This is a genomic window from Pseudomonas sp. DR 5-09 (assembly GCF_001655595.1).
Classification (GTDB): domain Bacteria; phylum Pseudomonadota; class Gammaproteobacteria; order Pseudomonadales; family Pseudomonadaceae; genus Aquipseudomonas; species Aquipseudomonas pharyngis.
This window is the reverse complement of sequence record NZ_CP011566.1, coordinates 4,474,322-4,497,309: the sequence shown is the minus strand read 5'-3', so window position 1 is coordinate 4,497,309 and position 22,988 is coordinate 4,474,322. Positions and strand designations below refer to the sequence as shown.

Here is a 22,988-nt window from a genome sequence, read left to right as displayed (position 1 = left end):
CAGATGCCGCACATCGGTGAATCGTTTAAGCGCCATCGCCCGCAGGGCCGGGGTCTTTGAAAAATAGACCTTTGCCCGATTATCCGCAAAACCCCGTTACACAGCGGTGACAACTGCATCTCGCCGATAAAAAAAGCTCCCTTTTTGGGCAAATTCCGGTATAGTGCGCGCCGGCCTTTAACCGGGCCGCGTTTAGGTAGCGCAATTCCCCGAAGTCAGCTTCGGCTGCACGTCCGCACTGCGGGCTCTTCCTTGACGATTCTTTTTCATTCATTCGTTTTCGCAAATCCCCGCCGACAAAGCTGCCAGGGCGACTCTTGAGTCTCAACACGGCATGTGCAGCTTTGGAGCATGGGTCTTTGCGGATGCACTTAGAGGCAGACCCATGACCCAGGAAATCGGCGGCTTCGCCGCTCTTGAACTTCATCCCAATATTGTCGCTGCAGTAGTCGCTACCGGCTATGAAGAGCCTTCGGCCATTCAGCAGCAGTCGATCCCGATCATCCTCGCCGGTCACGATATGATTGGTCAGGCGCAAACCGGTACCGGTAAAACCGCTGCCTTTGCCCTGCCTATTCTGCACCGCATTGATCCGTCCAAGCGCGAGCCGCAAGCTCTGATCCTGGCCCCAACTCGTGAGTTGGCGCTACAAGTTGCAACCGCTTTCGAAACCTACGCCAAGCAAATGCCGGGCGTGACTGTTGTGGCTGTCTACGGCGGCGCGCCGATGGGCCCACAATTGAAAGCAATCCGTAATGGCGCACAGATCGTTGTCGCCACTCCGGGCCGTCTGTGCGACCACCTGCGTCGCGACGAAAAAGTACTGCAGACCGTGAACCACCTGGTTCTCGACGAAGCAGACGAAATGCTCAAACTGGGCTTCATGGACGACCTCGAAGTCATCTTCAAGGCCATGCCGGAAACCCGTCAGACCGTATTGTTCTCGGCGACCCTGCCGCAATCGATCCGTGCCATCGCCGAGCGTCACCTGCGCGATCCAAAGCACGTGAAGATCCAGAGCAAGACCCAGACCGTTACCGCGATCGAACAGGCTCACCTGTTGGTTCACGCTGACCAGAAGACCTCTGCCGTTCTCAGCTTGCTGGAAGTGGAAGATTTCGACGCTCTGATCATGTTCGTGCGCACCAAGCAAGCGACCCTGGATCTGGCCAGCGCCCTCGACGCCAAAGGCTACAAAGCCGCCGCGTTGAACGGCGACATCGCCCAGAACCAGCGTGAGCGCGTGATCGACTCGCTCAAGGATGGCCGTCTGGACATCGTTGTGGCGACCGACGTTGCCGCCCGTGGCCTGGACGTACCGCGCATCACCCACGTGTTCAACGTGGACATGCCGTACGATCCGGAATCCTACGTGCACCGTATCGGCCGTACCGGCCGTGCCGGTCGCGAAGGCCGCGCGCTGCTGCTGGTGACGCCACGTGAGCGCCGCATGCTGCAGGTAATCGAGCGTGTAACCGGTCAGAAAGTTGCCGAAGTGCGTCTGCCCGACGCTCAGGCCGTTCTCGATGCCCGCATCAAGAAACTGACCAACAGCCTGTCGCCGCTGGTGGCTGACGCCGAATCGACCCACGGTGATCTGCTGGATCGCCTGACCGCCGACATCGGTTGCACCCCGCGTGCCCTGGCTGCCGCACTGCTGCGCAAGGCTACCAATGGTCAGGCGTTGAACCTGGCAGCGATCGAGAAGGAACGTCCACTGGTGCCGAACAGCGCGCCGCGTGGCGACCGTCCTGAGCGTTCCGGTGATCGTCCGGACCGTGGTGATCGTGAGCGTCGTGCGCCAATGCCTTTGGGCGAAGGCCGTGCTCGTTGCCGTACTGCGCTGGGCGCGCGTGACGGTATCGCGGCGAAAAACCTGCTCGGCGCCATCCTCAACGAAGGTGGTCTGGCACGTGAAGCCATCGGTCGCATCCAGGTGCGTGACAGCTTCAGCCTCGTCGAGCTGCCGGAAGATGGTCTGGACAAACTCCTGACCAAGCTGAAGGACACTCGCGTTGCCGGTAAGCAGCTGAAACTGCGTCGCTACCGCGAAGATTGATCCGCTCAAGGGCTGATTGATCGAACATAAAAAATCCCCGACTGGTTCGGGGATTTTTTATGTCTGCGATTTGGGCATCAGCCGAAGCGGTAGATGTCCATGCCCAGCGCGCCCATGGTGAAACCTTGATGGGCAATGCTGAAGTCGCCGCCAGCGCCGCGGGCGAAGTACAGCGGCAACAGGTGCTCGTCGCTTGGATGGTTGCGTACTGCGTTGGGTGCCTGCTGACGGTAATCGTGCAGGGCGGCTTCGTCGTTGGCGGCCAGTTTGTCGACTATCCAGTCGCGGAAATCCCGGGCCCACGGCTCGACACTCTCCGGGCCGGCGTGCCAGTCCAGTTCCCGTAAGTTGTGGGTGATGCTGCCGGAGCCGATCAACAGAATGCCCTGTTCGCGCAGCCTGGTCAGCGCCTGGCCGACGCGGTTCTGTAGGGCCGGGCCGCCACGGCTGGGCAGGGAAACCTGAACCACCGGGATGTCGGCCTGCGGGTACATCAGCGACAGTGGTACCCACACGCCGTGATCGAACGGTCGTTGCGGGTCGAGACGTGCCGGAAGGTTGTTGGCGGTCAGCAGATCGGCAACCTCACGAGCCAGTTGCGGATCGCCCGGGGCCGGATACTGCACTTCAAACAGCGCGCGGGGGAAACCGCCGAAGTCGTGCCAGGTTTCCGGTTGCGGATTGCTGCTGACCAGCAGCTCATGGCTTTCCCAGTGGGCGGAAACGATCACGATGGCTTTCGGGCGTGGCAGTTCGGCCGCCAACCGGGCCAGGGCCGGGCCGCTGGCGCCGGGCTCCAGTGCCAGCATGGGCGAACCGTGGGAGATAAACAGGCTGGGAAACATGGAAGGGTTCCTGAGCGTTAAGATGGTTCATCTTCAGTCAGTTCATTGATCTAATTCCAATATAAGTTTTAACGCCTTTTGATCGAATTCTTAGGAGGATGCATGCAGCCGGAGTTTTGGCACAAGAAGTGGGAATCGAACCAGATCGGCTTTCACCAGCCGGAGGTGAACCCGTATTTGCAGCGGCACTGGCCCGATCTGGCCATCCCGGCGCAGGCGCGTGTGTTGGTGCCGTTGTGTGGGAAAAGCCTGGATCTGCTGTGGCTTGCCGGGCGTGGGCATCGGGTGCTCGGCGTCGAGCTGTCGGAGAAGGCCGTGGAAGACTTCTTCCGTGAGCAGCAATTGCAGCCGCAGGTGAGCGAGCAGGGCGACTTCAAGGTTTATCGCGCTGACGCGATCGAGTTGTGGTGCGGGGATTTTTTTTCGCTGACTGCGGCTGACGTGGCGGGTTGCACCGCGCTGTATGACCGTGCGGCAGTGATTGCCTTGCCGCAAGCGATGCGCGAGCGTTATGCGGCGCACTTGCAGGGTCTTTTGCCGACATGCCGAGGGCTGTTGGTGACGCTGGATTACGATCAGTCACAGATGGCAGGGCCGCCATTTTCCGTAGATGATGCCGAAGTGCAGCGTTTGCTGGGCAGTACCTGGCGTGTCGAGATGCTGGAGGAGCAGGATGTGCTCGGTGACAGCTGGAAGTTCGTACAAGCCGGCGTAACTCGGCTGGAAGAGCGGGTTTACCGGATTTGCGGGGAGTAATCGACAGGCAAAAAAAGGCCCGCATCACTGCGGGCCTTTTGGTTGGTGCGCCGGTTTGATCAACCGCGACGACGCAGGGCGTCGATACGCTCTTCCAGCGGCGGGTGGCTCATGAACATGCGAGCAAACCCCTGTTTGATACCGCCGTTGATGCCGAACGCATTCAGGGTGTCAGGCATGTGCACCGGCAGGCCCTGTTCGGCGCGCAAGCGTTGCAAGGCGTTGATCATCGCCCCCGTACCGGCCAGGCGGGCGCCGGCATCGTCGGCACGGAACTCGCGTTTGCGCGAGAACCACATCACGATTGCGCTGGCCAGAATGCCCAGCACCAGCTCGGCGAAGATGGTCGCGATGTAGTAGGCCATGCCCTGGCCTTCTTCGTTCTTGAAAATCACCTTGTCGACGAAGTTGCCGATGATCCGCGCGAAGAACATCACGAAGGTGTTCACGACGCCCTGGATCAGCGCCAGGGTGACCATGTCGCCGTTGGCCACGTGGCCGATCTCGTGGGCCAGCACGGCCCGCACTTCATCTTCCTTGAAACGCTCGAGCAAGCCCTGGCTGACCGCGACCAGTGCGTCGTTCTTGTTCCAGCCGGTGGCGAAGGCGTTGGCTTCATAGGCCGGGAAAATCCCGACTTCGGGCATCTTGATCCCGGCTTCCCGGGACAGTTGCTCGACGGTTTGCAGCAGCCATTGTTCGTGGCGAGTACGTGGCTGGGTGATGATCTGGGTGCTGGTGCTCATCTTCGCCATCCACTTGGAGATGAACAGCGAGAACAGGGAACCGGCGAAACCAAAGACTGCACAGAAAACCAGCAGCTGATTGAGGTTGAGATCAACCCCGTTGGCCGCCATGAACCCGTTGAACCCGAAAAGGCTCAAGGTGATGCTGGCTATCAGCACGACCGCCAGGTTAGTGGCCAAAAACAGCAGAATGCGCATCATGGTTGTAGAAATCTCCTCAAGCTAAAGATGTAGCGTACTGCGGGGTATATAAGGTGCGGCACCTGGCGATTCAACCGAGTGACTATTTCAAACTGTGTCCTACACCGGATTCGCCCTGCCATGGGACATTTCCCACCGGTGAAATCGCTATGGATGACAGGCACGCACCACCCGCCCTGATTGCGTCAGGCACGCATGATTGGTATGAATCGCAAGTGTAGAAGGTGCTGGAGGAGGGGCGCAGCAGAAGTGTTGCTGAATCAGACAGTGCGCAACGTTCGGGCCGTTGCGCACCGAGCGCCGGTTACTGGCGGTAGGACTTGAGGAAGTTGCCGATGCGACCGATGGCCATGTCCAGGTCATCGACCCGCGGCAGGGTCACCACACGGAAGTGGTCAGGCCACGGCCAATTGAACGCCGTACCTTGCACCACCAGCAGCTTCTCGGAGAGCAGCAGATCGAGCACGAATTTTTCGTCGTTATGGATCGGGCAGACTTTCGGGTCAATCTTCGGGAATGCGTACAGCGCGCCCATCGGCTTCACGCAGCTCACGCCGGGGATGTCGTTGAGCAACTCCCAGGTGCGGTTACGTTGCTCCAGCAAACGGCCTTGCGGCAGTACCAGATCGTTGATGCTCTGATAGCCGCCCAAGGCGGTCTGGATCGCATGCTGGCTTGGCACGTTGGCGCACAGGCGCATATTGGCCAGCATGTCGATGCCTTCGATGTAGCTGTGAGCGTTGTGTTTCGGCCCGGAGATGGCGATCCAGCCGGAGCGGAAACCGGCCACGCGATATGATTTGGACAGACCGTTGAAGGTCAGGCACAGCAGATCCGGGGCCAGGGATGCGGTGCAGATGTGCACGGCGTCGTCGTAGAGGATCTTGTCGTAGATCTCGTCGGAGAACACCACCAGGTTGTGCTGACGGGCCAGCTCGAGCATGCCCAGCAGCACTTCCTTCGAATACACCGCGCCAGTCGGGTTGTTCGGGTTGATGATCACCATCGCCTTGGTGTTCGGGGTGATTTTCGCCTTGATGTCGGCCAGGTCCGGGAACCAGCCGGCGCCTTCGTCGCACAGGTAATGCACCGCGTTACCACCGGCCAGGCTCACGGCAGCGGTCCACAGCGGGTAGTCCGGCGCCGGCACCAGCACTTCGTCACCGTTGTTGAGCAGCGCTTGCAACGACATTACGATCAGCTCGGACACGCCGTTGCCCAGGTAGATGTCTTCGATGCCGACACCTTCGACCTGCTTCTGCTGGTAGTACTGCATCACCGCCTTGCGCGCGCTGAACAGGCCTTTGGAATCGCTGTAGCCCTGGGCGGTCGGCAGGTTGCGGATCACATCCTGGAGAATTTCGTCCGGCGCCTCGAAACCAAAGGGTGCCGGGTTGCCGATGTTCAGCTTGAGGATGCGATGGCCTTCCTCTTCCAGGCGTTTGGCGTGCTTGAGCACCGGGCCGCGAATGTCGTAGCAGACGTTGGCGAGCTTGTTCGATTTGCTGAACTGCATGGCGATGTGATCCCGAAAATGAACGATCCAGGCGGCGGGTGGACAACCGTGCTGGGAATCCTGCGTCTTCACACAGGCAAGTGTCTCGAGCGGCGGTTTCCAACAATCCGTTTGAATGCGCAGGAACCCGCTGCCAGACTGGCGTGTGACGAGGCGCAATCATACGTGCCGCCCGATCCGTGGAAAAGGTACAGATCGGGCTTTTTCAGCCGCTGAGGTGTGATGATGGAAAAGATTGAAAAGACCCTGGAAGAATGGCGGGCGATGCTCGACCCCGAGCAGTTCAACGTGTGCCGCCTGAGCGCCACCGAGCGGCCGTTCTCCGGCAAGTACAACGCCACCAAGACCGATGGCGTCTACCACTGCATCTGCTGCAATGAGCCGCTGTTCGACTCCAGGACCAAATTCGACTCCGGTTGCGGCTGGCCAAGCTTCTACGCGCCGATCGGCGACAACGCGATGACCGAAATCCGTGACACCAGCCACGGCATGATCCGCACCGAAGTGAAATGCGCCAAGTGCGATGCACACCTTGGCCACGTGTTCCCGGACGGTCCGCCGCCGACCGGCCTGCGTTACTGCATCAACTCGGTGTGCCTGGACCTGGTGCCGCGCGAGTAACCGATACGGGCGATCCTCGGGTCGCCTTTCGGATAATTAAATTGCACACAATTCAATTGCTCGCTATTTTTGCCGTCTACCCATTTCTCAAGAGTGCGCACCATGAGCGATAACCTGCTGAACATTCCGTGCACCACCATCAAGGGCGAGCAGAAGACCCTCGCCGATTTCGCCGGCAAGGCGGTGCTGGTGGTCAATACCGCCAGCAAATGCGGTTTCACGCCGCAGTACAAAGGCCTTGAGGAGCTGTGGCAGACATACAAGGATCAGGGCCTGGTGGTGCTGGGCTTCCCGTGCAACCAGTTCGGCAAGCAGGAGCCGGGCAACGAGGGCGCCATCAGCGAGTTCTGCGAACTGAACTACGGCGTCAGCTTCCCGCTGTTCAAGAAGATCGAAGTCAATGGGACCGGTGCGCACCCGCTGTTTGTGCAATTGAAGAAACGCGCGCCGGGCGTGCTGGGCTCCCAGGGCATCAAGTGGAACTTCACCAAATTCCTGATCGGCAAGGACGGCCAGTTGGTCAAGCGTTTCGCCCCGGCCACCAAGCCGCAGGATTTGAGCCGCGAGATCGAAGCCCTGCTCAAATGAACAACCTGTCCGCCGATTCGCTGAGGCTCGACAGCCAACTGTGCTTCAAGTTGTATGCCGCATCGCGGGCGGTGATCCGTGGCTACAAGCCGATGCTTGATCGGCTTGGCCTGACCTACCCGCAATACCTGGCGATGCTGGTGTTGTGGGAATGGCAGCAAACCGCGCCGGAGCAACCGACCGTCAAGGCGCTGGGTGAGCGGTTGGCACTGGACTCAGGAACGCTGACGCCGCTGCTCAAGCGTCTGGAGCAACTTGAACTGGTTCAGCGTCAACGCTCGGCCCGTGACGAGCGCGAGGTTCATCTGAGCCTTACTCCACAAGGGCAGGCGCTGCGTGAACAGGTCGGGCCATTGAAGGCGCAGCTGTTGTGCGAGAGCGGGCTGGATCTGGACCGGCTCAACGAGTTGCGTGAGGGACTCGATCACCTGCTGGGCCAGATCAAAGCGTTGTCGTAGTAGGTATCCACTGATCCAGCAGCGCCGCCAGCTCTTCACGGCGAAACGGCTTGGCCAGGTAGTCGCTCATGCCCGCCGCCCGGCAGCGCTCCCGTTCCTCGGACATCGCGTTGGCGGTCAGGGCGACAATCGGCAAGTGCGGCCAGCGACCGCTCTGGCGGATCTGGCGGCTGGCTTCGTAGCCGTCCATCACTGGCATGTTGCAGTCCATCAGCACCAGATCGAACTCGTCGTGTTCCAGCTGATCCAGTGCCTCCACTCCATGGGCGGCAACCACGACATCGCACCCCAGTTTGCCCAGCATGCCCTTGGCCACCAACTGGTTGACCGGGTTGTCTTCCACCAGCAGCACCCGACCGCGCCGCTGCGACGGCACGCTCTCAAGGCGTCCACGGTCGATGGTGGTGAGGTCCGGCAACAGCGTCCGACGCAGATTCTGATACAGCGCGTTGCGAGCCAGCGGTCGGGCCTGCTGCTGCAACGGGGAGAGGGCCGCGGCTTCTTCACCCGGCAAGAAGCTGCCATAGGCGGTCACCAGCAGAATCGGCGCCGTCATCACCGGGCGCAGGCCGAACAGGCATTCGGGGCAATCGGTGATGATGACGTCGGGGGACAGACCGAGCAGCGGATCGTCGAGGGTTCGCTGCTCGTAGGTCAGCCCCCAGACCGGCAGCAGGCTTTCCAGCAGTTCCGCCAGCCCGCTGACCGCGTTGGTGATCGCCAGCACCTTGCCGTGCAACGGTGGCGGAATCACCGCGCGGGTGTGGCAGGGCAGTGGCAGTTCGGCGCAGAACTGGCTGCCGAAACCCACTTCGGAACTGATCGTCAGACGTCCCTGCATGGCTTCGCACAGGTTGTAGGTCAGCGCCAGACCGAGCCCGGTGCCGCCGTACTGACGAGTGATGCCGGCCCCCGCCTGGGTGAACGGCTGGAAAATCTTCACCTGGGCTTCCTGGGCGATACCGATGCCGGTGTCGCAGACTTCGATTCGAACGCCGTCCTTCCAGGTGGACAGACGCACATCGACCCGACCGAAGCGGGTGAATTTCAGCGCATTGGACAGCAGGTTGCTGACGATCTGCCTGACCCGGGTCGGATCGCCGAGCACCAGCGCCGGAAAGTATGGATCGATCAGGCATGTCAGCTCGACGCTCGGTGCCGCGTTTTGTGACAGCAGGTTGGCGGTGTCTTCGATCAGTGAACCGAGATCGAAGGGAATGTGTTCGAGTTCAAGTTGCCCTGCATCGAATTTGGACAGGTCGAGAATGTCGTTGAGCAGCTCCACCAGCACTTTGCCCGAGTCGTGGGCGATGGACAGTTGCTGCTGCTGTTCGGCATTCAGCGGGCCGTCGAGCGAGAGGGCGATCATCCCCAGCAGGCCGTTGAGCGGAGTGCGGATCTCGTGGCTCATGTTGGCGAGAAATGCCGAGCGTGCCTCGGCCATGTCCAGCGCCGTACTGCGAGCCACTTCAAGCTCCTGGTTGGACTGGCTGAGTCGTGCATTGATCGCCTTGAGCTCTGCGGTACGCGCCGACACGATGTCTTCGAGTTGTGCGAGGTATTCAGTGAGGCGGTTTTCCGCATTGCGTCGCTGCTGGATTTCCGTGGCGATGTTCTCGAACTGCTGGTTGGCGACCTTGACCAGCACGCCGATCTCGTCATTGGCATGCCCGGCTGGACATTCCAGGGTGGTCGGCTCGGCGCTGCGCGGGTCGCGACCGCTGAGTTCGCGGATTACCCGTACCAGAGGTTTGGTCAGCATCACATAGAACAGCGCGAGCAGAATTCCGGTGAGAATCAGGCTGCGGGCGAAGCCGTTGAGCAACGTGACCTCGGCACGGCGCAGGAAGCGGCTGCCGAACGCGTAGGTGTCGACTTCCAGTTTCAGGGTGCCTAGGGATTCGTTGGGCAAGTGATCGAGATAGAGGCGGTCTTCAAACTGACGTTTGGCGCCGAACAGGAAGTCGCTGATCATCCGGTAGCCGCTTTGCAGCTCCGGCCGTTTGACGTTGGCCAGCACCGTCTGATTGTTGTCGGTCAGTTGCGCCGAGATGATCGCTGGCGAGCGCAGCAGGCCCAGGGTCAGTTCTTGCGCCAGTTCGGCGTCGATGTTGTAGGCGATGCGCGAGGCCGGGTTATGGCTGATTTCCAGCAACGACAGGATTTCACGGTTGATGGACGCGTCTTCACTGGCATAATCGATGCCGATTTGCAGCAGGCTGAGCAGCGTGCCCAGAATGAACCCGACCAGCACGGTAAGCCGGGCCTGTTTGTACGACAGCCGGTGGGTGAATTTGATATCCATGGGGTGTTGAACCACTTCCGTTTCCCTTCGCTGCTCAAGCATAGTCGATCATGCACGGATTCCGGGGTTCCCGAAGCGCCTTGTAACAAGGCCTGGGACAGGTTTCGAACGCTGTCTGTCGTCGCTGCACCGCCATCATTACTGTGAACGAGCCCGAGGAGAAGACGTGGATTCCCGATTGAATGCTTTTCTTGAGCGCGCCGAGTCGGTTCTGGCGCGGATCGAACCACTGCTGCCGGCGCCACGCCCGGTCATCGATTGGGGCACCTGCCTTGCCGCTCGCTGGCAACGTGACGGTCGCAGCGGTTATCTGCTGCCGCTGGAAGTCAGCCTCGACATGCGCCTGTCGGACCTGATCGGCGTCGACCGGCAGCTGGAGCAACTGGGCCGCAACACTCAGCAATTTCTCGACGGCATGCCGGCCAACCATGCGCTGCTGTGGGGGTCGCGCGGTACCGGTAAATCGTCGCTGGTGCGTGCGTTGCTGGCTGAACACGCCAAGGCCGGTTTGCGTCTGATCGAAATCGAGCGTGATCACCTGGCGGACCTGCCACGGGTGGTGGAGCAGATCGCCAAGCTGCCGCAACGTTTTGTGCTGTTCTGCGATGACCTGTCGTTCGAGTCCGGCGAAGGCGACTACCGCGTGCTGAAAAGTGTGCTGGACGGCTCGCTCGAACAGGCGCCGGACAACGTGTTGTTGTACGCCACCTCCAACCGCCGCCATCTGGTGCCGGAGAAGGAAAGCGACAACGAAAACTGGAAGCGCGTCGATGGCGAACTGCATCCGAGCGAAGCGGTGGAAGACAAGATCGCGCTGTCGGATCGCTTCGGCCTGTGGCTGTCGTTCTATCCGTTTACCCAGGAACATTTCCTCAACGTCGTCGAACACTGGATCGGCCAGTTGGCCGCCAAGGCCGGCCTGAGCTGGGAACGCGACGAACAACTGGACATCCTCGCCGTGCGCTGGGCAACCGGCCGCGGCAACCGCAACGGACGTTGCGCCTACCAATTCGCCCGTTATTGGGTGGGACTGAAATTGTTGGAGCACAAGGCATGATTGATTTGCAGCAGAGCGGCCAGGGCCTCGAAGGCTATGGCATGTTGGCCGCGCAACTGGAGTCGCTGCTGGCGGACGAGCGCGATTTCATCGCCAACGCCGCGCAGTTTTCGGCGTTCCTGTTCAACCAGCTCGATGACCTGAACTGGGCCGGTTTCTACCTCAATCGCAATGAAGAGCTGGTGCTCGGCCCGTTCCAGGGCCAGATCGCCTGCGTGCGCATTCCGTTCGGTCGGGGCGTTTGCGGCGCGGCGGCTGCCAGCCTGCAGACGCAGCGGGTCGAAGACGTTCATGCGTTCCCCGGCCATATCGCCTGCGACAGCGCGTCGAACAGCGAACTGGTGGTCCCGTTGGTCAAGGACGGTCGCCTGATCGGTGTGCTCGACCTCGACAGCCCGAAGCTCGCGCGTTTTGGTACGGACGATCAGGCCGGTATCGAACAACTGGCGGCGATCTTCCTGCGTCTGACCGATTGCTGATCACGTCGTCAGGCCTGCCTTGAGCAGCACGGCCGCCGGGTCCACGGCATCGATCTGCCGTGGATCGAGAAAACGCGTGGCGTATTGCAGATACACGCCATCGCGAATGAACAGCTCGAACAGCTCGGCATCGATGTGCGCGTCGCGGCACATGGTGGCCATGATCCCCAGTGCTTGGCTCAGGGACTTGGCCTTTTTGTACGGGCGATCGGCGGCGGTCAGCGCTTCGAAGATGTCGGCAATCGCCATCATGCGCGCCGGCAGGCTCATGTCTTCGCGCTTCAGGCGCTTGGGATAACCGGTGCCGTCCATTTTTTCGTGATGCCCGCCGGCGATTTCCGCGACGCTGTTCAGATGTCCGGGGAAGGGCAGGTGACTGAGCATCAGGATCGTCTGCACCATGTGGTGGTTGATGATGTAGCGTTCTTCGCGGGTCAGGGTGCCCCGGGGGATGCAGAGGTTGTACAGCTCGCCGCGATTGTATTTGTAGGGCGGCACGTCGAGTTTGAAACCCCACGGATTGTCTTCCGGGATCAGCTCGCTCTCGGCGCGCTCCAGCAGATGTTCGGGCTTGTCCGCCAGCAGCGGTTCGGTGACCGGCAGGGTCGGTGCCGGGGTGCGTGCCTGACGCCGGTTCTCCTCCCATGACAGGCCCAAGCGATCATCCAGCGTGCGCGTCCAGGTGCGTTGCGCGATGCCTTGCAGACGTTGCAGGTCAACCTCGAGCATGGTTTCACTGCCCAGATTGCAGCGGGCGACGAACGCAAAATCATCATCCAGTGCTTTCAGGGTGGCCTCGCGTAGACCGGCCAGTTGCTGTTCTTCACCGCCCAACGCCAGGGCTTGCCAATAGTTGATCCAGGCGTCGCGCTTGAGCACTTCGAAGCGGGTGCGGATTTCGTGAAGGCGATCGTTCAGGGTCTCCAGCTTGGTGGCTTTGTCGACCACGTATTCCGGGGTCGTGACCTTGCCGCAGTCGTGCAGCCATGCAGCGATGTGCAAGGCTTCCCATTCGTCTTCGCTCGGCTGGTAATCGCTGAAGGCCGGGGCCTGACTGGCTGCAGCGGCACGGGCGAGCATCAGGGTCAGTTCCGGCACGCGCTGGCAATGCCCGCCGGTATAAGGACTCTTGGCATCAATGGCGCCGGCCAGCAGTTGAATGAACGCATCCAGCAGTTGTTTCTGTCTGGCTTGCAGGCGTTGACTCTCGATACTCACCGCGGCCGCCCCGGACACCGCTTGCAGAAAGGCGATGCGATCTGGCCGGAGTTTTTCCAGGTCACTCGGCGTGCCGCCATCGTTGATCAACAGCACCAGCAGGCCGACGGTTTCGTTGTGCCGGTTATGCAGACGGATTCCAATCAAATGCACCCTCGGCGAACCCATGGCCAGCAGCACTTTCTGCAGGTCGGTGGCCTGTTCGAAACCCAGGTTGCTCACGACCGTGTCGGCGTTGGCCAGTTGCCGGAACCATTCGGGGCTTTGCGAGGCATCTAGACTGCGGCTTTGCAGATCGAATGTCGCCAACGGTTGAGACGAGTCTGCGACCACCAGGCCGTAGGGCTCCATGCGATTGCCATCGTTTTCACGCAGATAAATCAGCCCCGCCTGGGCCTGGGCGATCTGCACTGTCTCGAACAGTACCCGTTGCAGCAGCGGGTCGAAGCGGGTTTCGGCGGTCAGGCTGTCAGTGATGCGAAAGAAGCTGGCCAGGGTGTCTTTCATGCGAGCCATCGACAGGCTCAACTGGTCAATCTCCAGCACCAGCGATCGGCGGGTCACCGGGAAATTGAAGTCGAAGCTGCGAATTGCATCGGCTTCCTTGACCAAGGCATGCAAGGGCGTCACCAGCACCCGCGAGATCAGCCAGCCCAGTGGCAGACATAGCAGCAAGGTAGCCAGCGTGATGAGCGCTCCTTGCCAGCGCAGGCGATAGGCATCGACCAGCAGTTCGTCTTCGGGCACCAGTAAAGCCAACTGTAAACCTTTCGGTCCGCCTTCCTGCAGCTGGCTGCGGGCGACGATCCATTGTCGGCCGTCTACTTCGAGCCGATTGCCCTGGTGCCCGGACAACAAGGTGTGCAAGGCGGGGCTCAAATCGGCAGCCTTGGCCAGGCGCGCCGTGCGGTCATCGACGATCAGCCGGCGGCTGTCGGGGTAAGCCACGGCGTTGCCGTCGGCGTCGAACAGGACGATTTCCGTGGCCGGTGTCACCACGTGTTTGATCAGGGTCGCGGAGAGTGTATCAAGGGTCAGGTCGGCGCCGATCACGGCGTACTCGCCGCTGCGTCGGGCCAGCGTCGTGCCAACGTTGTGGGTGGAGAAAAAGACGTAGGGTTCGGTGGTGATCTGTTCGGCCTGCTGCCGTGCGTTGATGTACCACGCCCGGCTGCGAGGATCATAAGGATCATCGGGGTGGTCCTGTCGGCCGACCGGGGACAGTGCCTGGTCGAAGAACAGTGATTGTGAATGTGTCTGACCGCTGGCGTCATGTTCGATGCTCCAGACTTGAAACGCTGCTGCGTCCGGCGCCTTGAGCAGGGTTTTCAGCGCTGACGTGCGCAACGGACGAACCATGAAAAAATCGCCATTGCCATAACCCAGATACAGCGAGGCCAGATCCGGGTTGTTCGTCAGGGATTGACTGAACGGCTTGAGCAGCGCCATGCGCGATTCGAGGTTGAAAGATCCGGCGGCGGGGGTCTCTGCCAGCAGGCTCAGCAGGTGCCGGATCGGTGCATAAGTGGCCTGCAGGTCGAGACGTACATCCTGTTCGATCCGGCTGAACAGCTTTTCACTGCTCGACAGAATGATGTGTGTGGTCTGGTGGTAGTTGAACAAGCCCAGCACCACCCCGGTGAGCAACAGCAGAAAGGTGAACATGACGCTGATGTGTACATGCAGCGGAAACCGGCGTCTTTCCGGGCGCAGTGGGCTGGGCATTGCAGACTCTCCGTGTAGGTTAAGCACACTGCTCAGCCTTCAAGCATAGTTAAGCCCCGGCCATTTTGCTTTTGGCGATCCGCGCCAGTTGCTGTTCCAGTGCCTGCTCCAGTTCCAGGATAGCGAGGCGACTGGCCTGGCAATGACGCTCGATTTCTTCCCACGGCAGTGCTTGCAGACAAGCCTGCTCAAGCGCATCGCAGCAGTCGATCAGACGCGAGGCCTGGGCAATGCGTGCGGCACCTTTGATCTTGTGTGCGATGACGGCCAGCGCGGAGGGATCCCGGGTGAGGGACAGTGCTTGTAACTCCTGCCGATCGAGGCGACTGCTGTTGAGCAGTTCTGCCAGCAGTCGGTGGGTTTGCGAGGGGTTGTCACCGGTCAGCTGCGCCAGCCCCTGCAAGTTGAACGCCGGTGCACGAAATAGCGGCTGAACACCGTTGACCCATTGGCTCAGGCTGTTGAGGCTCAGGGGTTTGAACAGGCATTCGTTCATGCCTGCCTGTTTGCAGCGCAGGATCTCTTCCGGCTGGGCATTGGCGGTGAATCCCAGCACTGTGCAGGCCGGGCGACTGGTAAGCTTTTCGTGCTGACGAATCGCCCGGGTCAGCTCATAACCGTTCATGACGGGCATGTTGCAATCGGCGATGACCAGATCGAATTCGCCGTTCTTCCATTGTTCCAGCCCGCGCTGGCCATCTTCGGCGATACAGAATCGATGGCCGAGGTATTCCAGTTGCTGGCACATCAGCAGTCGATTGGCCGGATGGTCATCGACCACCAGAACCGTCAACGGAATCAGGGATGTCTGAATCTGTGGTTCATCTTCAGCTCTCGCCACTTGTGCAGGCAGAATGGTCACCGGTAGCGATACCCGAACCTGGGTGCCAATTCCGGGCAGGCTGCTCAATCGCAGTTTTCCACCCATCATTTCGCACAGGTTGCGGCTGATGACCAGCCCGAGTCCTGCGCCGCTGACGGTTCGTTGCCCATCCTGGCCGGCCTGGGCAAAAGGTTCGAACAACCGCAACTGATCCTGCGTCGTGATCCCGATGCCACTGTCCTGTACGGTCAGCTGCACCATCGAGCCTTCGCTATCATCCGTGGGCAGAACATCCAGTGTGATTCTGACCTGTCCTGCCTCGGTGAACTTGATCGCATTGCTGATCAGGTTCGACAGCACCTGTTTGAAGCGCAGAGGATCGAGTTCCACATCGACATTCAGTTCAGGAGGCGAGACGGACACTGTCAGTGACAGCTGTTTCTGCCGGGCGAGCCCTTCGAAGATTCGCACCACCGAACCCACGGTGTCGATCAGGTTGATTCGCTCGGGATTCAGGCTCAGTCGCCCGGATTCGATGCGGGCAATGTCCAGAATGTCACCGATCAGGCCCAGCAGATCCCTGGCCGAATGGTAGGCCGTTTCGATGCCGGAGCGGTCCGGGTGGGTATGATCCATGCGTTTGAGCGTCAGCTCGAGCATGCCGATCACTGCGTTCATCGGCGTGCGGATCTCGTGACTCATGGTTGCCAGAAACGTACTCTTGGCCCGGTTGGCTTCGTCTGCCCGTTCCTTAGCCGCGCGAAGTTCATCGAGCAGTTCGCGGCGTTCACTGATGTCGATCCAGCCGCCGATGATCCCCTGGACTTCGCCGCTGGAGTCCCGGTACGGCAGGATCCAGTGATAGATCGTCAGTCGTCGGTTGCCTATATGCAACGGCCGGTCGAGCACCAGTGGTTTGCCTTCGGTCACTACCCGTTGATAGTCGGCCTGATACGCCTGTGCCTCGAAAGCGTTGTTCAGTGCTCCCTGCATGACATCTTTGCCGATGACGTCTTCGCGCCGGGCATTGAAGGCCTGAAGATAACTGTCATTGCAGCTTTGCAGCAGGCCCTGTCGGTCACGCACGTAGATTGGGTGGGGCGTCCCGTTGACCAGTGAACCCATGAACTCCAGTTGGTCGTTCAAGGCCCGTTCGGCCGATTTGCGTTGTTTGATCTGGCGCCGCATGTAGGCATTCCAGAGCAACGACAGCAACAACAGCAGGCAGGCGCCGCCGATCAACTGAAAGAAGAAACGCTGGTATTGATGCCAGGTGCCTTGCGAAATGTTTGAGTAGCCCCGCCAGCGACCATTGATGATGCCCAGTTCTTCGGGTGTGATGCTCATCAGCGTCTTGTCGATGATCGAGCCCAGTTCCGTGTTGTCCCGGGCAGTCGCCAGAGAGAACGCTGCCTGCCGGGTGCCGATGGTGGTGGTGATCTGCAGGGGATGTTCGAAGGTTCGCGAGGCAATGAAGTAGTTTGCGATGACGAGGGAATTCACTGCGCCTTCGACCTGACCTGCGTCGAGCAGCGCCACTGCACTGAAGGTGTCCGGCGTTTCGATCAGATGGATGCGTGGAAACTCGCTGCGCAGGTATTCGATCATCGGATTGCCCTGAGCAATCGCCAGGCGCTTGCGTTTGAGTTGACCCAGGTGAGTAGGGCTGTCGGCGGCTTTTCGGGTCAGCAGTACGTATGAATTTTCCAGGTAGGGACGACTGAACTTCAGGGTTTCCTCGCGCTGGGCAGTAGGGAGCAAGGCTGCGATCAGGTCAGCCTGATGGTGTTCGACCTGCTTGACCATTTCGGCGTCGCTGCGGCTGCGACGGATTTCGAAGCGCAGTCCGGTGCGCAGACGGATGAGTTCCAGCAAGTCGGCGCTGATGCCGCGAAAGTTGCCGTCACTGTCAAAAAACGTCAGGGGCGCGAAAGCCTCGTTGACGACCACGCTCAGCACCGGATGTTTTTTCAGCCACTGCTCTTCACGTTTGGTCAGTTGCAGCCTCTGGTCGGTCAGAAGTACGTCGCTGCCCACGCTCCACCGTTTGGCGATATTTTCGCGCTCGCTGCCCGGCACGGCCTTTAGCGCAGTATTGATGATGGCGAGCAGCTGTGGATTGTTGCGATGTACGGCGAAGCTGAAACCGTGAGCCTCATGCTTGCCGAAACTGGCCATGCGGATGTTGTTCAGGTAACCCTTGTTGATCATGTAGTGGGTGGAAATGGTGTCGCCGAGAAACACGTCCGCCTGGTCGAACGCGACTGCGTTGATTGCGTTCTGGTAGGACGGATAAGAGGTGATGAGGGCCTTGGGATACATGGCCTTGACATCATCCAGCGGCAGGTAGTGATACAGCATGCTGAGTCGCAGGCCTGCCAGACCTTCGGTCAGCGTGCGGGTTTCGCCCTCACGTGTCACAAGGACCGGTTGATCGATGGCGTAAGGCCTGGACAGTACTATTTCGGCGTTTCCTGCCTCGAATCCGTTGGCAGTGCCGAGCATGTCGATCTGGCCGTCGATCAATGCCCGTATGGCGACCTCCCGCGTGGCGAAGCGTTTGACCCTGATCGGCAGACCGGTCGCCTGACCAATCAGTACTGCGTAATCCGCCGTGTAGCCTTCGTAGTCTTGTCCGCTGGCCGTCATGTCGAAGGGAGGATAGTCTGGCGCGGAAGTCCCCAGAACCAGCTCATTGCGAGTGTGCAGCCACGCCACTTGCGATGGATCGAACAAGGCCTGCACCGTCGGTTCGCTCGAGCGACCGAGCAGGGTGAAATCTTGCGAGGTGGGTGATGCGGCTGTTGCAGAGGTGCAGAAACCCAGGCATGCACTCAATGCAATCAGGAGACTCACTAAACGGCTGGGCATGTTGGCTCTCACACGAGTGCGTTACGTTTGGCCATTTCGATAAGTTCTACGAGAGACTTGGCCTTCAGTTTTTGCATCAGTCGTTTTTTATAAGTGCTTACTGTTTTGTTGCTGAGAAACATGCCTTTGGCAATTTCCTTGTTTGTGCGGCCTTGGGCGAAAAGTTGCAAAACCATGAGTTCCCGATCATTGACTGATTTGAAAAGTTCCAGCTCGGCATAACGCACGTCATCATGACGAACAGGGTTCAAAGCCTGGCTGGGAAAGTAGTTGTAACCGGAAAGGACCGCTTTGATCGCACTGACCAGTTCACTCAGGTCTTCCTGCTTGCACACGTAACCCGATGCACCCGACTGCATACAGCGAATGCCGAACAGGGTCGGGCATTGCGCAGTCAGTACCAGTGTCTTGAATGGTGAGCTCATGGCGTTGAAGCGGGCCAGGACTTCCAGGCCATCGAGCTTGGGAATGCTGATGTCGAGAACGATCAGGTCGGGCATGCATTCGCGAATCATCTGCATGGCATCGACACCGTTATCGGTTTCTCCGACGACTTTATAACCTTCATGCTCCAGCAGCATTCGAACGGCGAGGCGGATGACCGGGTGATCGTCGACAATAAAAACGGAGTTCATAATCAAATCCCATACGAGCGCAAATAAAGGGCGAACCTTAGCTCAGTTGCATGAACACTCGCATGAACCGACAGGGTATTAGCAGCAATCTAGGATAAGTCCTACAAATAAAGAAGAATCAGACTACGTGTTAACTAGGTTTGGCGTAGGTAGACGCGTGAGATGTTCGATGGCTGGACTTGATGAAGTTTACGGCGCACGGAAAAATTTATCGGGTAAAGGCTTTCAATGATTGTTGTTAGTTGATTTCAGGTTTTATTTTCAGCCCTGCCGACTGCACAGACTTTGGAAGAGGTTCAGTCGTCGGCGCCCGACCGATCCATTGCGGATCGGTCGGGCAGCAGACGTCAATGGCTGGAACGTCCGGTCATTTCCAGCGCCATGTCACTGGCGTAGCTGTCGGTCATGCCGGCGATGAAGTCGATCATGCGCAGGAACGATGCGTGCAGCGGACCGCGCGGATCCGGTGCATTGTTGCCCAACAGGTCGAGGATCCGGCGGCTCTTGAAGGACGGCGTGCGGCCGTTGTGCTGTTCCAGGGCGGCACCGCAGAAGGCGTTGAGCAGGATTTCCAGGGTCGTGTAGGCGCCGATCTCGTGCAGGGTCTTGCGCTTGTCCTGGAAGATTTTCTTGCGGGCGATGTCCTTGGCGTTCAACACGCAACGTTTGGCCGGACCGTGCATGTGTTCCACCAGATCCCCCGGCAGCGTACCGGCCAGCAGTGCGTCCTGTTGTTCGACGAAAGCCCGGGCGGCGGCGTTGGTCAGGTGCTCGATGGCCTTGCCGCGCAGGATCGCCAGTTTGCGCCGGCGCGAATCCTGCGGGCCGAGCTGGCGATAGGTTTCCGGCAGGTCATCGCCCACCAGACCGAGCAGCAGAGACTCGACTTCGGCGTAATCGAGCAGCTCCATTTCCAGGCCATCTTCCAGATCGATCAAGGCGTAACAGATGTCGTCCGCCGCCTCCATCAGATACACCAGCGGATGGCGCGCCCAGCGCTGTTCTTCGAGTTGCGGCAGCCCCAGTTTGTGGGCGATCTGTTCGAGCAACGGCAGTTCGCTCTGGTAGCAGCCGAATTTGTGCTTTTTGTAACCGAGGGAGTCGGCGTGACGGGCTGTCCAAGGGTATTTCAGATAGGTCCCGAGTGTGGCGTAGGTCAGCCGGGTACCGCCGTCGAACTGGTGATACTCCAGTTGCGTGAGTACCCGGAAGCCTTGGGCGTTGCCTTCGAAGTTCAGGAAATCCCCTCGTTCGGCATCGCTCATCGCATCCAGCCAGCCGCGGCCCGCAGCCTGCTGGAACCAGTGACGGATCGCGTCTTCGCCGGAATGGCCGAACGGCGGGTTGCCGATGTCGTGTGCCAGACAGGCCGATTGAACCACCATGCCCAGATCGCTCGGATCGCACCATTCAGGCAAGGCGCGACGCAGGGTTTCGCCGACGCGCATGCCCAGAGAGCGGCCGACGCAACTGACTTCCAGCGAGTGGGTCAGGCGGGTGTGAATGTGGTCGTTGCTCGACACCGGATGCACCTGGGTCTTGCGCCCCAGACGGCGGAAGGCGCCGGAGAAGATGATGCGGTCATGGTCTTTATGGAACGGGCTGCGGCCAAGTTCCTGCGGGCTGTGCAACGGTTTGCCGAGACGTTCGCGGTTGAGCAGGGTATGCCAATCCAAGGCTGATTCTCTCCGTCTGGTGACTGATTCCCTAGCTTCCCGGTTCAGGCTGGCATCTGCAAGCGCAACTACAGCCCCGCCGCATCGATGTCGATCAACAGCAGGCGCTCGCCGTTATCGAAAAACTGTCCGGCGGTCAGGCAATACTGGTTGCTGGTGGCGTCGCGGTAGGTGTTGGAAAGGGTCAGGCGCCGTTCCTCCCAGCCTTCGGCCAGCAGGTGATAGAAGTAGGGGCGCCACGACCAGTTGTGACCCAGATAGCGATTGTCGGCGACCCAGCCGCTGGGGCGCCACTCCAGGTTTGGCGTCAGTTGGGTGCCGTGGCGGTCACATTGATAAAAACGCAGCAGCCAGGGGAAGGCGTCGAGCTGTGGCAGGGCGCTGAGCGGAGCGCGGGCCTGGGCCCAGGTTTGGAGGATGGTCATGAGTTCGCTGAGCTGCTGGCGCATGAACATCAGCTTGCTGCGCTCGGCCAGCTTCTGACGCACGTAAGACTGGCGCAGCTCGGCAAAGCGCTCCACGAAGTCATTCGTACCGAAAAGCGCCTCCTGCGCCCGGGCGAACAGAAAACCCTGCACGTAGCGCGATCCGCATTCCAGCGCGAAATTCAGTTGCGCCGCAGTTTCCACGCCTTCGGCAATGATCCAGCAGCCGGTTTTTTCGGCCATTTGCGCGAGGGCCTTGACCACGTCACTGCTCGGCCCGCCCAGTGCGGCGGCCTGGAACAGACGCATGTCGAGTTTGAGAATATCCGGTTGCAGCGCCAGCACACGATCGAGCTGCGAATAACCGGCGCCGAAATCGTCGATAGCGATCCGGGCGCCGGCATCGCGGTAGCGCGCCACGACTTCGGTCAGGCGCTGGCTGTTACCGCCCAGTTCAGTGATCTCGAAAACAATCCGTTGCGGGTCGATACCGTGCCGCGCGAGTTGCTTCAGGCTGGGCAGTGCCTGATCGGCACGCAAGCGGCTGATCCAGCGCGGTGACATGTTCAGGCTGAGAAACCAGTCCGGCGGGGCTTCGTGCAGTCGACTCAGCGCATTGTCGCGGATCTGCCGGTCCATTCGGCGCAGCGCGATGGCCGGGGTGCGCGGGTCGGCGAACAGCGGTCCGACCGACGCCAGTTGGCCATCGGCCTGGCGCAGACGGCCCAGTGCCTCGACCCCGGCAATGCATCCGGTGGCGGTATCGATGAAAGGTTGAAAGCAGGCGAGCGGTTGCCCGTCGATCACGGGGCCTCCTTGTCGTTCTTGTTCTGGTCGAATTCTGCCGGCCGGACAGGCAAGCGGGATTGAACCTCCGGATAAGAGATTCAATCCCGCCGGTGTTGCAAGAATGCAGCCAGATGCGTGGGGATCAGCGCTTGCTCGAACTCTGCATGACCAGCTTGATCAGCGGAGCGAGGCTGGTGCCCAGGCGGATCAGTCGGGTCAAACCGCCGACGCCACCGCTCTTGGCCCCTTTACCCGTGATGAAACCCAGTAGCGTCACAGCCGCCACGCCCCACAACGGCGCGTGCTTGATGCCGAAACCACCCTGCAGGTTTTGCGTCATGCCACGCATGCGTTGCAGTGGTTGCAGGACCTGGCCGGTTTCATGGCGGATTTCCTGACGATGCATTTCCATGCGCAGGCGGATCAGTGCCTTGCGCATTTCCCGGCGTGAGCTGTTGTGCGGAAGTTCAGGCAGGCTCATGGCAGCAGGCGCTCCCGATCATTGGCCAGTTCTTCCAGCGTGCCGTGGAAGGGCGAGGATTCATCGAAGATCGCGGCTTTGAGACGCAGCGCGCAAAAAATTGCCGCCAGGGTGTAAAACACGCACAGACCAATGATTGCGGCGAGGCGATAGGTGTCCCAGAACACGATCAGTACGAGGGTCGACAGGCCGACCAGCAACAGCAGCGCAAAAACCAGCGCCAGGCCGGCGAACAGCAACAGGCTGACGGTGCGTGCTTTCTGTTCCTGCAGTTCGATGCCGAACAGTTCGACGTGGCTGTGCAGCAGGCCGAGAACGGCAGCACCCAGACGACGCGTGGAGGAGGCGGTGCCCGAGTTCGGGCCGGATTCACCGATCGACATGATCAGCGCCGCGTGGCCAGCAGGCCAATCAGAAAGCCGACGCCGGCGGCGATGCCCACCGATTGCCACGGGTTGGCCGACACATATTCCTCGGTGGCGGTGACCGCCGCCTGACCGCGCTCGCGCAGGGTGTCTTCGGTCAGCTTCAGGGTTTCCCGCGCGCGCAGCAGGCTTTCGTGGATCTGTTCGCGCAACTCATCGGCCTGATCACCGGCCAGCGTGGCGGTGTGCTCCAGCAAGCGTTCAGTGTCGCTGACCAGGGTCTGGAAGTCGTTCATCAGGATTTCTTGAGCAGTCTTTGCCTTGATGCTGGCCATGGGGGATCTCCGTA

At 60.2% G+C, this 22,988-nt stretch carries 19 protein-coding genes; 7 read left to right on the top strand and 12 right to left on the bottom strand.

Features of this window, described 5'->3' with window-relative positions; all coding sequences use genetic code 11:
* The first annotated feature begins 385 nt into the window (after positions 1 to 385).
* Entirely contained in the window at positions 386 to 2,059 is a 1,674-nt protein-coding gene (locus PDR5_RS20080; RefSeq protein WP_007955707.1) for a DEAD/DEAH box helicase, read from the top strand.
* A 77-nt stretch (positions 2,060 to 2,136) separates the two neighbouring features.
* On the opposite strand, the gene PDR5_RS20075 is transcribed toward PDR5_RS20080, so the two are convergent.
* Entirely contained in the window at positions 2,137 to 2,904 is a 768-nt protein-coding gene (locus tag PDR5_RS20075) for a DODA-type extradiol aromatic ring-opening family dioxygenase (RefSeq protein ID WP_064598319.1), read from the bottom strand.
* A 102-nt stretch (positions 2,905 to 3,006) separates the two neighbouring features.
* Here PDR5_RS20075 and PDR5_RS20070 point away from each other — a divergent pair, with 102 nt between their 5' ends.
* Entirely contained in the window at positions 3,007 to 3,660 is a 654-nt protein-coding gene (locus tag PDR5_RS20070) for a thiopurine S-methyltransferase (protein ID WP_064598314.1), read from the top strand.
* 59 nt (positions 3,661 to 3,719) lie between these two features.
* Here PDR5_RS20070 and htpX read toward each other — a convergent pair whose 3' ends face one another.
* Both htpX and PDR5_RS20060 read right to left on the bottom strand, forming a co-directional pair.
* Positions 3,720 to 4,607 (bottom strand): protease HtpX, encoded by an 888-nt coding sequence (gene htpX / locus PDR5_RS20065; protein WP_064598312.1) that lies wholly within the window; start codon positions 4,605 to 4,607, stop codon positions 3,720 to 3,722.
* A 304-nt stretch (positions 4,608 to 4,911) separates the two neighbouring features.
* A complete protein-coding gene (locus PDR5_RS20060; protein ID WP_064598310.1) occupies positions 4,912 to 6,123 on the bottom strand; it encodes a pyridoxal phosphate-dependent aminotransferase in 1,212 nt (403 codons plus the stop codon).
* Positions 6,124 to 6,348: 225 nt separating this feature from the next.
* Between PDR5_RS20060 and msrB the strand changes: the two genes are divergently transcribed.
* The 3 genes from msrB to PDR5_RS20045 all read left to right on the top strand — a co-directional run bounded on the left by msrB (position 6,349) and on the right by PDR5_RS20045 (position 7,790).
* Positions 6,349 to 6,744 (top strand): peptide-methionine (R)-S-oxide reductase MsrB, encoded by a 396-nt coding sequence (gene msrB, locus PDR5_RS20055; protein ID WP_064598308.1) that lies wholly within the window; start codon positions 6,349 to 6,351, stop codon positions 6,742 to 6,744.
* Between the two features lie 102 nt (positions 6,745 to 6,846).
* Positions 6,847 to 7,332: a glutathione peroxidase gene (locus tag PDR5_RS20050; RefSeq protein WP_011335290.1), complete on the top strand. Its 486-nt coding sequence runs from the start codon at positions 6,847 to 6,849 to the stop codon at positions 7,330 to 7,332.
* Positions 7,329 to 7,790, top strand: coding sequence for a MarR family winged helix-turn-helix transcriptional regulator (locus PDR5_RS20045; RefSeq protein WP_064598306.1), 462 nt, complete (start codon positions 7,329 to 7,331; stop codon positions 7,788 to 7,790). Before PDR5_RS20050 ends, PDR5_RS20045 begins: the two co-directional genes overlap by 4 nt.
* On the opposite strand, the gene PDR5_RS20040 is transcribed toward PDR5_RS20045, so the two are convergent.
* Positions 7,774 to 10,137, bottom strand: coding sequence for a hybrid sensor histidine kinase/response regulator (locus tag PDR5_RS20040; RefSeq protein ID WP_442963846.1), 2,364 nt, complete (start codon positions 10,135 to 10,137; stop codon positions 7,774 to 7,776). The two genes, PDR5_RS20045 and PDR5_RS20040, sit on opposite strands and share 17 nt — an antisense overlap.
* A 124-nt stretch (positions 10,138 to 10,261) precedes the next feature.
* Between PDR5_RS20040 and PDR5_RS20035 the strand changes: the two genes are divergently transcribed.
* A complete protein-coding gene (locus PDR5_RS20035) occupies positions 10,262 to 11,152 on the top strand; it encodes an ATP-binding protein (protein WP_007955716.1) in 891 nt (296 codons plus the stop codon).
* Positions 11,149 to 11,631 carry a GAF domain-containing protein gene (locus tag PDR5_RS20030; protein WP_039770434.1) on the top strand — a complete coding sequence of 161 codons (483 nt, stop codon included), beginning with the start codon at positions 11,149 to 11,151 and terminating at the stop codon, positions 11,629 to 11,631. The genes PDR5_RS20035 and PDR5_RS20030 overlap by 4 nt, the downstream gene beginning before the upstream one ends.
* Here PDR5_RS20030 and PDR5_RS20025 read toward each other — a convergent pair whose 3' ends face one another.
* The 8 genes from PDR5_RS20025 to PDR5_RS19990 form a co-directional block, all read right to left on the bottom strand.
* A complete protein-coding gene (locus PDR5_RS20025) occupies positions 11,632 to 14,574 on the bottom strand; it encodes an HD domain-containing phosphohydrolase (protein WP_064598301.1) in 2,943 nt (980 codons plus the stop codon). It lies immediately after the preceding gene.
* 49 nt (positions 14,575 to 14,623) lie between these two features.
* On the bottom strand, positions 14,624 to 18,268 hold the full coding sequence (locus PDR5_RS20020; RefSeq protein WP_064598299.1) for a transporter substrate-binding domain-containing protein: 3,645 nt from the start codon (positions 18,266 to 18,268) through the stop codon (positions 14,624 to 14,626).
* An 8-nt stretch (positions 18,269 to 18,276) separates the two neighbouring features.
* The gene (locus tag PDR5_RS20015; protein WP_064598296.1) at positions 18,277 to 18,903 is read right to left on the bottom strand and encodes a response regulator transcription factor; all 627 of its coding nucleotides are present in this window, start codon (positions 18,901 to 18,903) and stop codon (positions 18,277 to 18,279) included.
* A 347-nt stretch (positions 18,904 to 19,250) separates the two neighbouring features.
* Positions 19,251 to 20,579 carry a deoxyguanosinetriphosphate triphosphohydrolase gene (locus tag PDR5_RS20010; RefSeq protein ID WP_064598294.1) on the bottom strand — a complete coding sequence of 443 codons (1,329 nt, stop codon included), beginning with the start codon at positions 20,577 to 20,579 and terminating at the stop codon, positions 19,251 to 19,253.
* 68 nt (positions 20,580 to 20,647) lie between these two features.
* Positions 20,648 to 21,811, bottom strand: coding sequence for an EAL domain-containing protein (locus tag PDR5_RS20005; protein ID WP_064598292.1), 1,164 nt, complete (start codon positions 21,809 to 21,811; stop codon positions 20,648 to 20,650).
* A gap of 124 nt (positions 21,812 to 21,935) precedes the next feature.
* Positions 21,936 to 22,274 carry a hypothetical protein gene (locus PDR5_RS20000; RefSeq protein WP_064598290.1) on the bottom strand — a complete coding sequence of 113 codons (339 nt, stop codon included), beginning with the start codon at positions 22,272 to 22,274 and terminating at the stop codon, positions 21,936 to 21,938.
* Complete coding sequence (locus PDR5_RS19995; protein ID WP_011335280.1) at positions 22,271 to 22,657, bottom strand: phage holin family protein; 387 nt, start codon at positions 22,655 to 22,657, stop codon at positions 22,271 to 22,273. Before PDR5_RS19995 ends, PDR5_RS20000 begins: the two co-directional genes overlap by 4 nt.
* A 2-nt stretch (positions 22,658 to 22,659) precedes the next feature.
* Positions 22,660 to 22,974, bottom strand: coding sequence for a DUF883 family protein (locus tag PDR5_RS19990; RefSeq protein ID WP_007955729.1), 315 nt, complete (start codon positions 22,972 to 22,974; stop codon positions 22,660 to 22,662).
* Positions 22,975 to 22,988: the final 14 nt, after the last annotated feature.

Excerpts from the sequence above, each read along its gene's own strand:
- PDR5_RS19990 (WP_007955729.1), bottom strand. The coding sequence starts at position 22,974 with ATGGCCAGCATCAAGGCAAAGACTGCTCAAGAAATCCTGATGAACGAC.
- PDR5_RS20040 (WP_442963846.1), bottom strand. The coding sequence starts at position 10,137 with ATGCTTGAGCAGCGAAGGGAAACGGAAGTGGTTCAACACCCCATGGAT.
- PDR5_RS20000 (WP_064598290.1), bottom strand. The coding sequence starts at position 22,274 with ATGAGCCTGCCTGAACTTCCGCACAACAGCTCACGCCGGGAAATGCGC.
- PDR5_RS20080 (WP_007955707.1), top strand. The coding sequence starts at position 386 with ATGACCCAGGAAATCGGCGGCTTCGCCGCTCTTGAACTTCATCCCAAT.
- PDR5_RS20075 (WP_064598319.1), bottom strand. The coding sequence starts at position 2,904 with ATGTTTCCCAGCCTGTTTATCTCCCACGGTTCGCCCATGCTGGCACTG.
- PDR5_RS20070 (WP_064598314.1), top strand. The coding sequence starts at position 3,007 with ATGCAGCCGGAGTTTTGGCACAAGAAGTGGGAATCGAACCAGATCGGC.
- msrB (WP_064598308.1), top strand. The coding sequence starts at position 6,349 with ATGGAAAAGATTGAAAAGACCCTGGAAGAATGGCGGGCGATGCTCGAC.
- PDR5_RS20025 (WP_064598301.1), bottom strand. The coding sequence starts at position 14,574 with ATGCCCAGCCCACTGCGCCCGGAAAGACGCCGGTTTCCGCTGCATGTA.
- PDR5_RS20060 (WP_064598310.1), bottom strand. The coding sequence starts at position 6,123 with ATGCAGTTCAGCAAATCGAACAAGCTCGCCAACGTCTGCTACGACATT.
- PDR5_RS20030 (WP_039770434.1), top strand. The coding sequence starts at position 11,149 with ATGATTGATTTGCAGCAGAGCGGCCAGGGCCTCGAAGGCTATGGCATG.
- PDR5_RS19995 (WP_011335280.1), bottom strand. The coding sequence starts at position 22,657 with ATGTCGATCGGTGAATCCGGCCCGAACTCGGGCACCGCCTCCTCCACG.
- htpX (WP_064598312.1), bottom strand. The coding sequence starts at position 4,607 with ATGATGCGCATTCTGCTGTTTTTGGCCACTAACCTGGCGGTCGTGCTG.
- PDR5_RS20050 (WP_011335290.1), top strand. The coding sequence starts at position 6,847 with ATGAGCGATAACCTGCTGAACATTCCGTGCACCACCATCAAGGGCGAG.
- PDR5_RS20020 (WP_064598299.1), bottom strand. The coding sequence starts at position 18,268 with ATGCCCAGCCGTTTAGTGAGTCTCCTGATTGCATTGAGTGCATGCCTG.
- PDR5_RS20015 (WP_064598296.1), bottom strand. The coding sequence starts at position 18,903 with ATGAACTCCGTTTTTATTGTCGACGATCACCCGGTCATCCGCCTCGCC.
- PDR5_RS20045 (WP_064598306.1), top strand. The coding sequence starts at position 7,329 with ATGAACAACCTGTCCGCCGATTCGCTGAGGCTCGACAGCCAACTGTGC.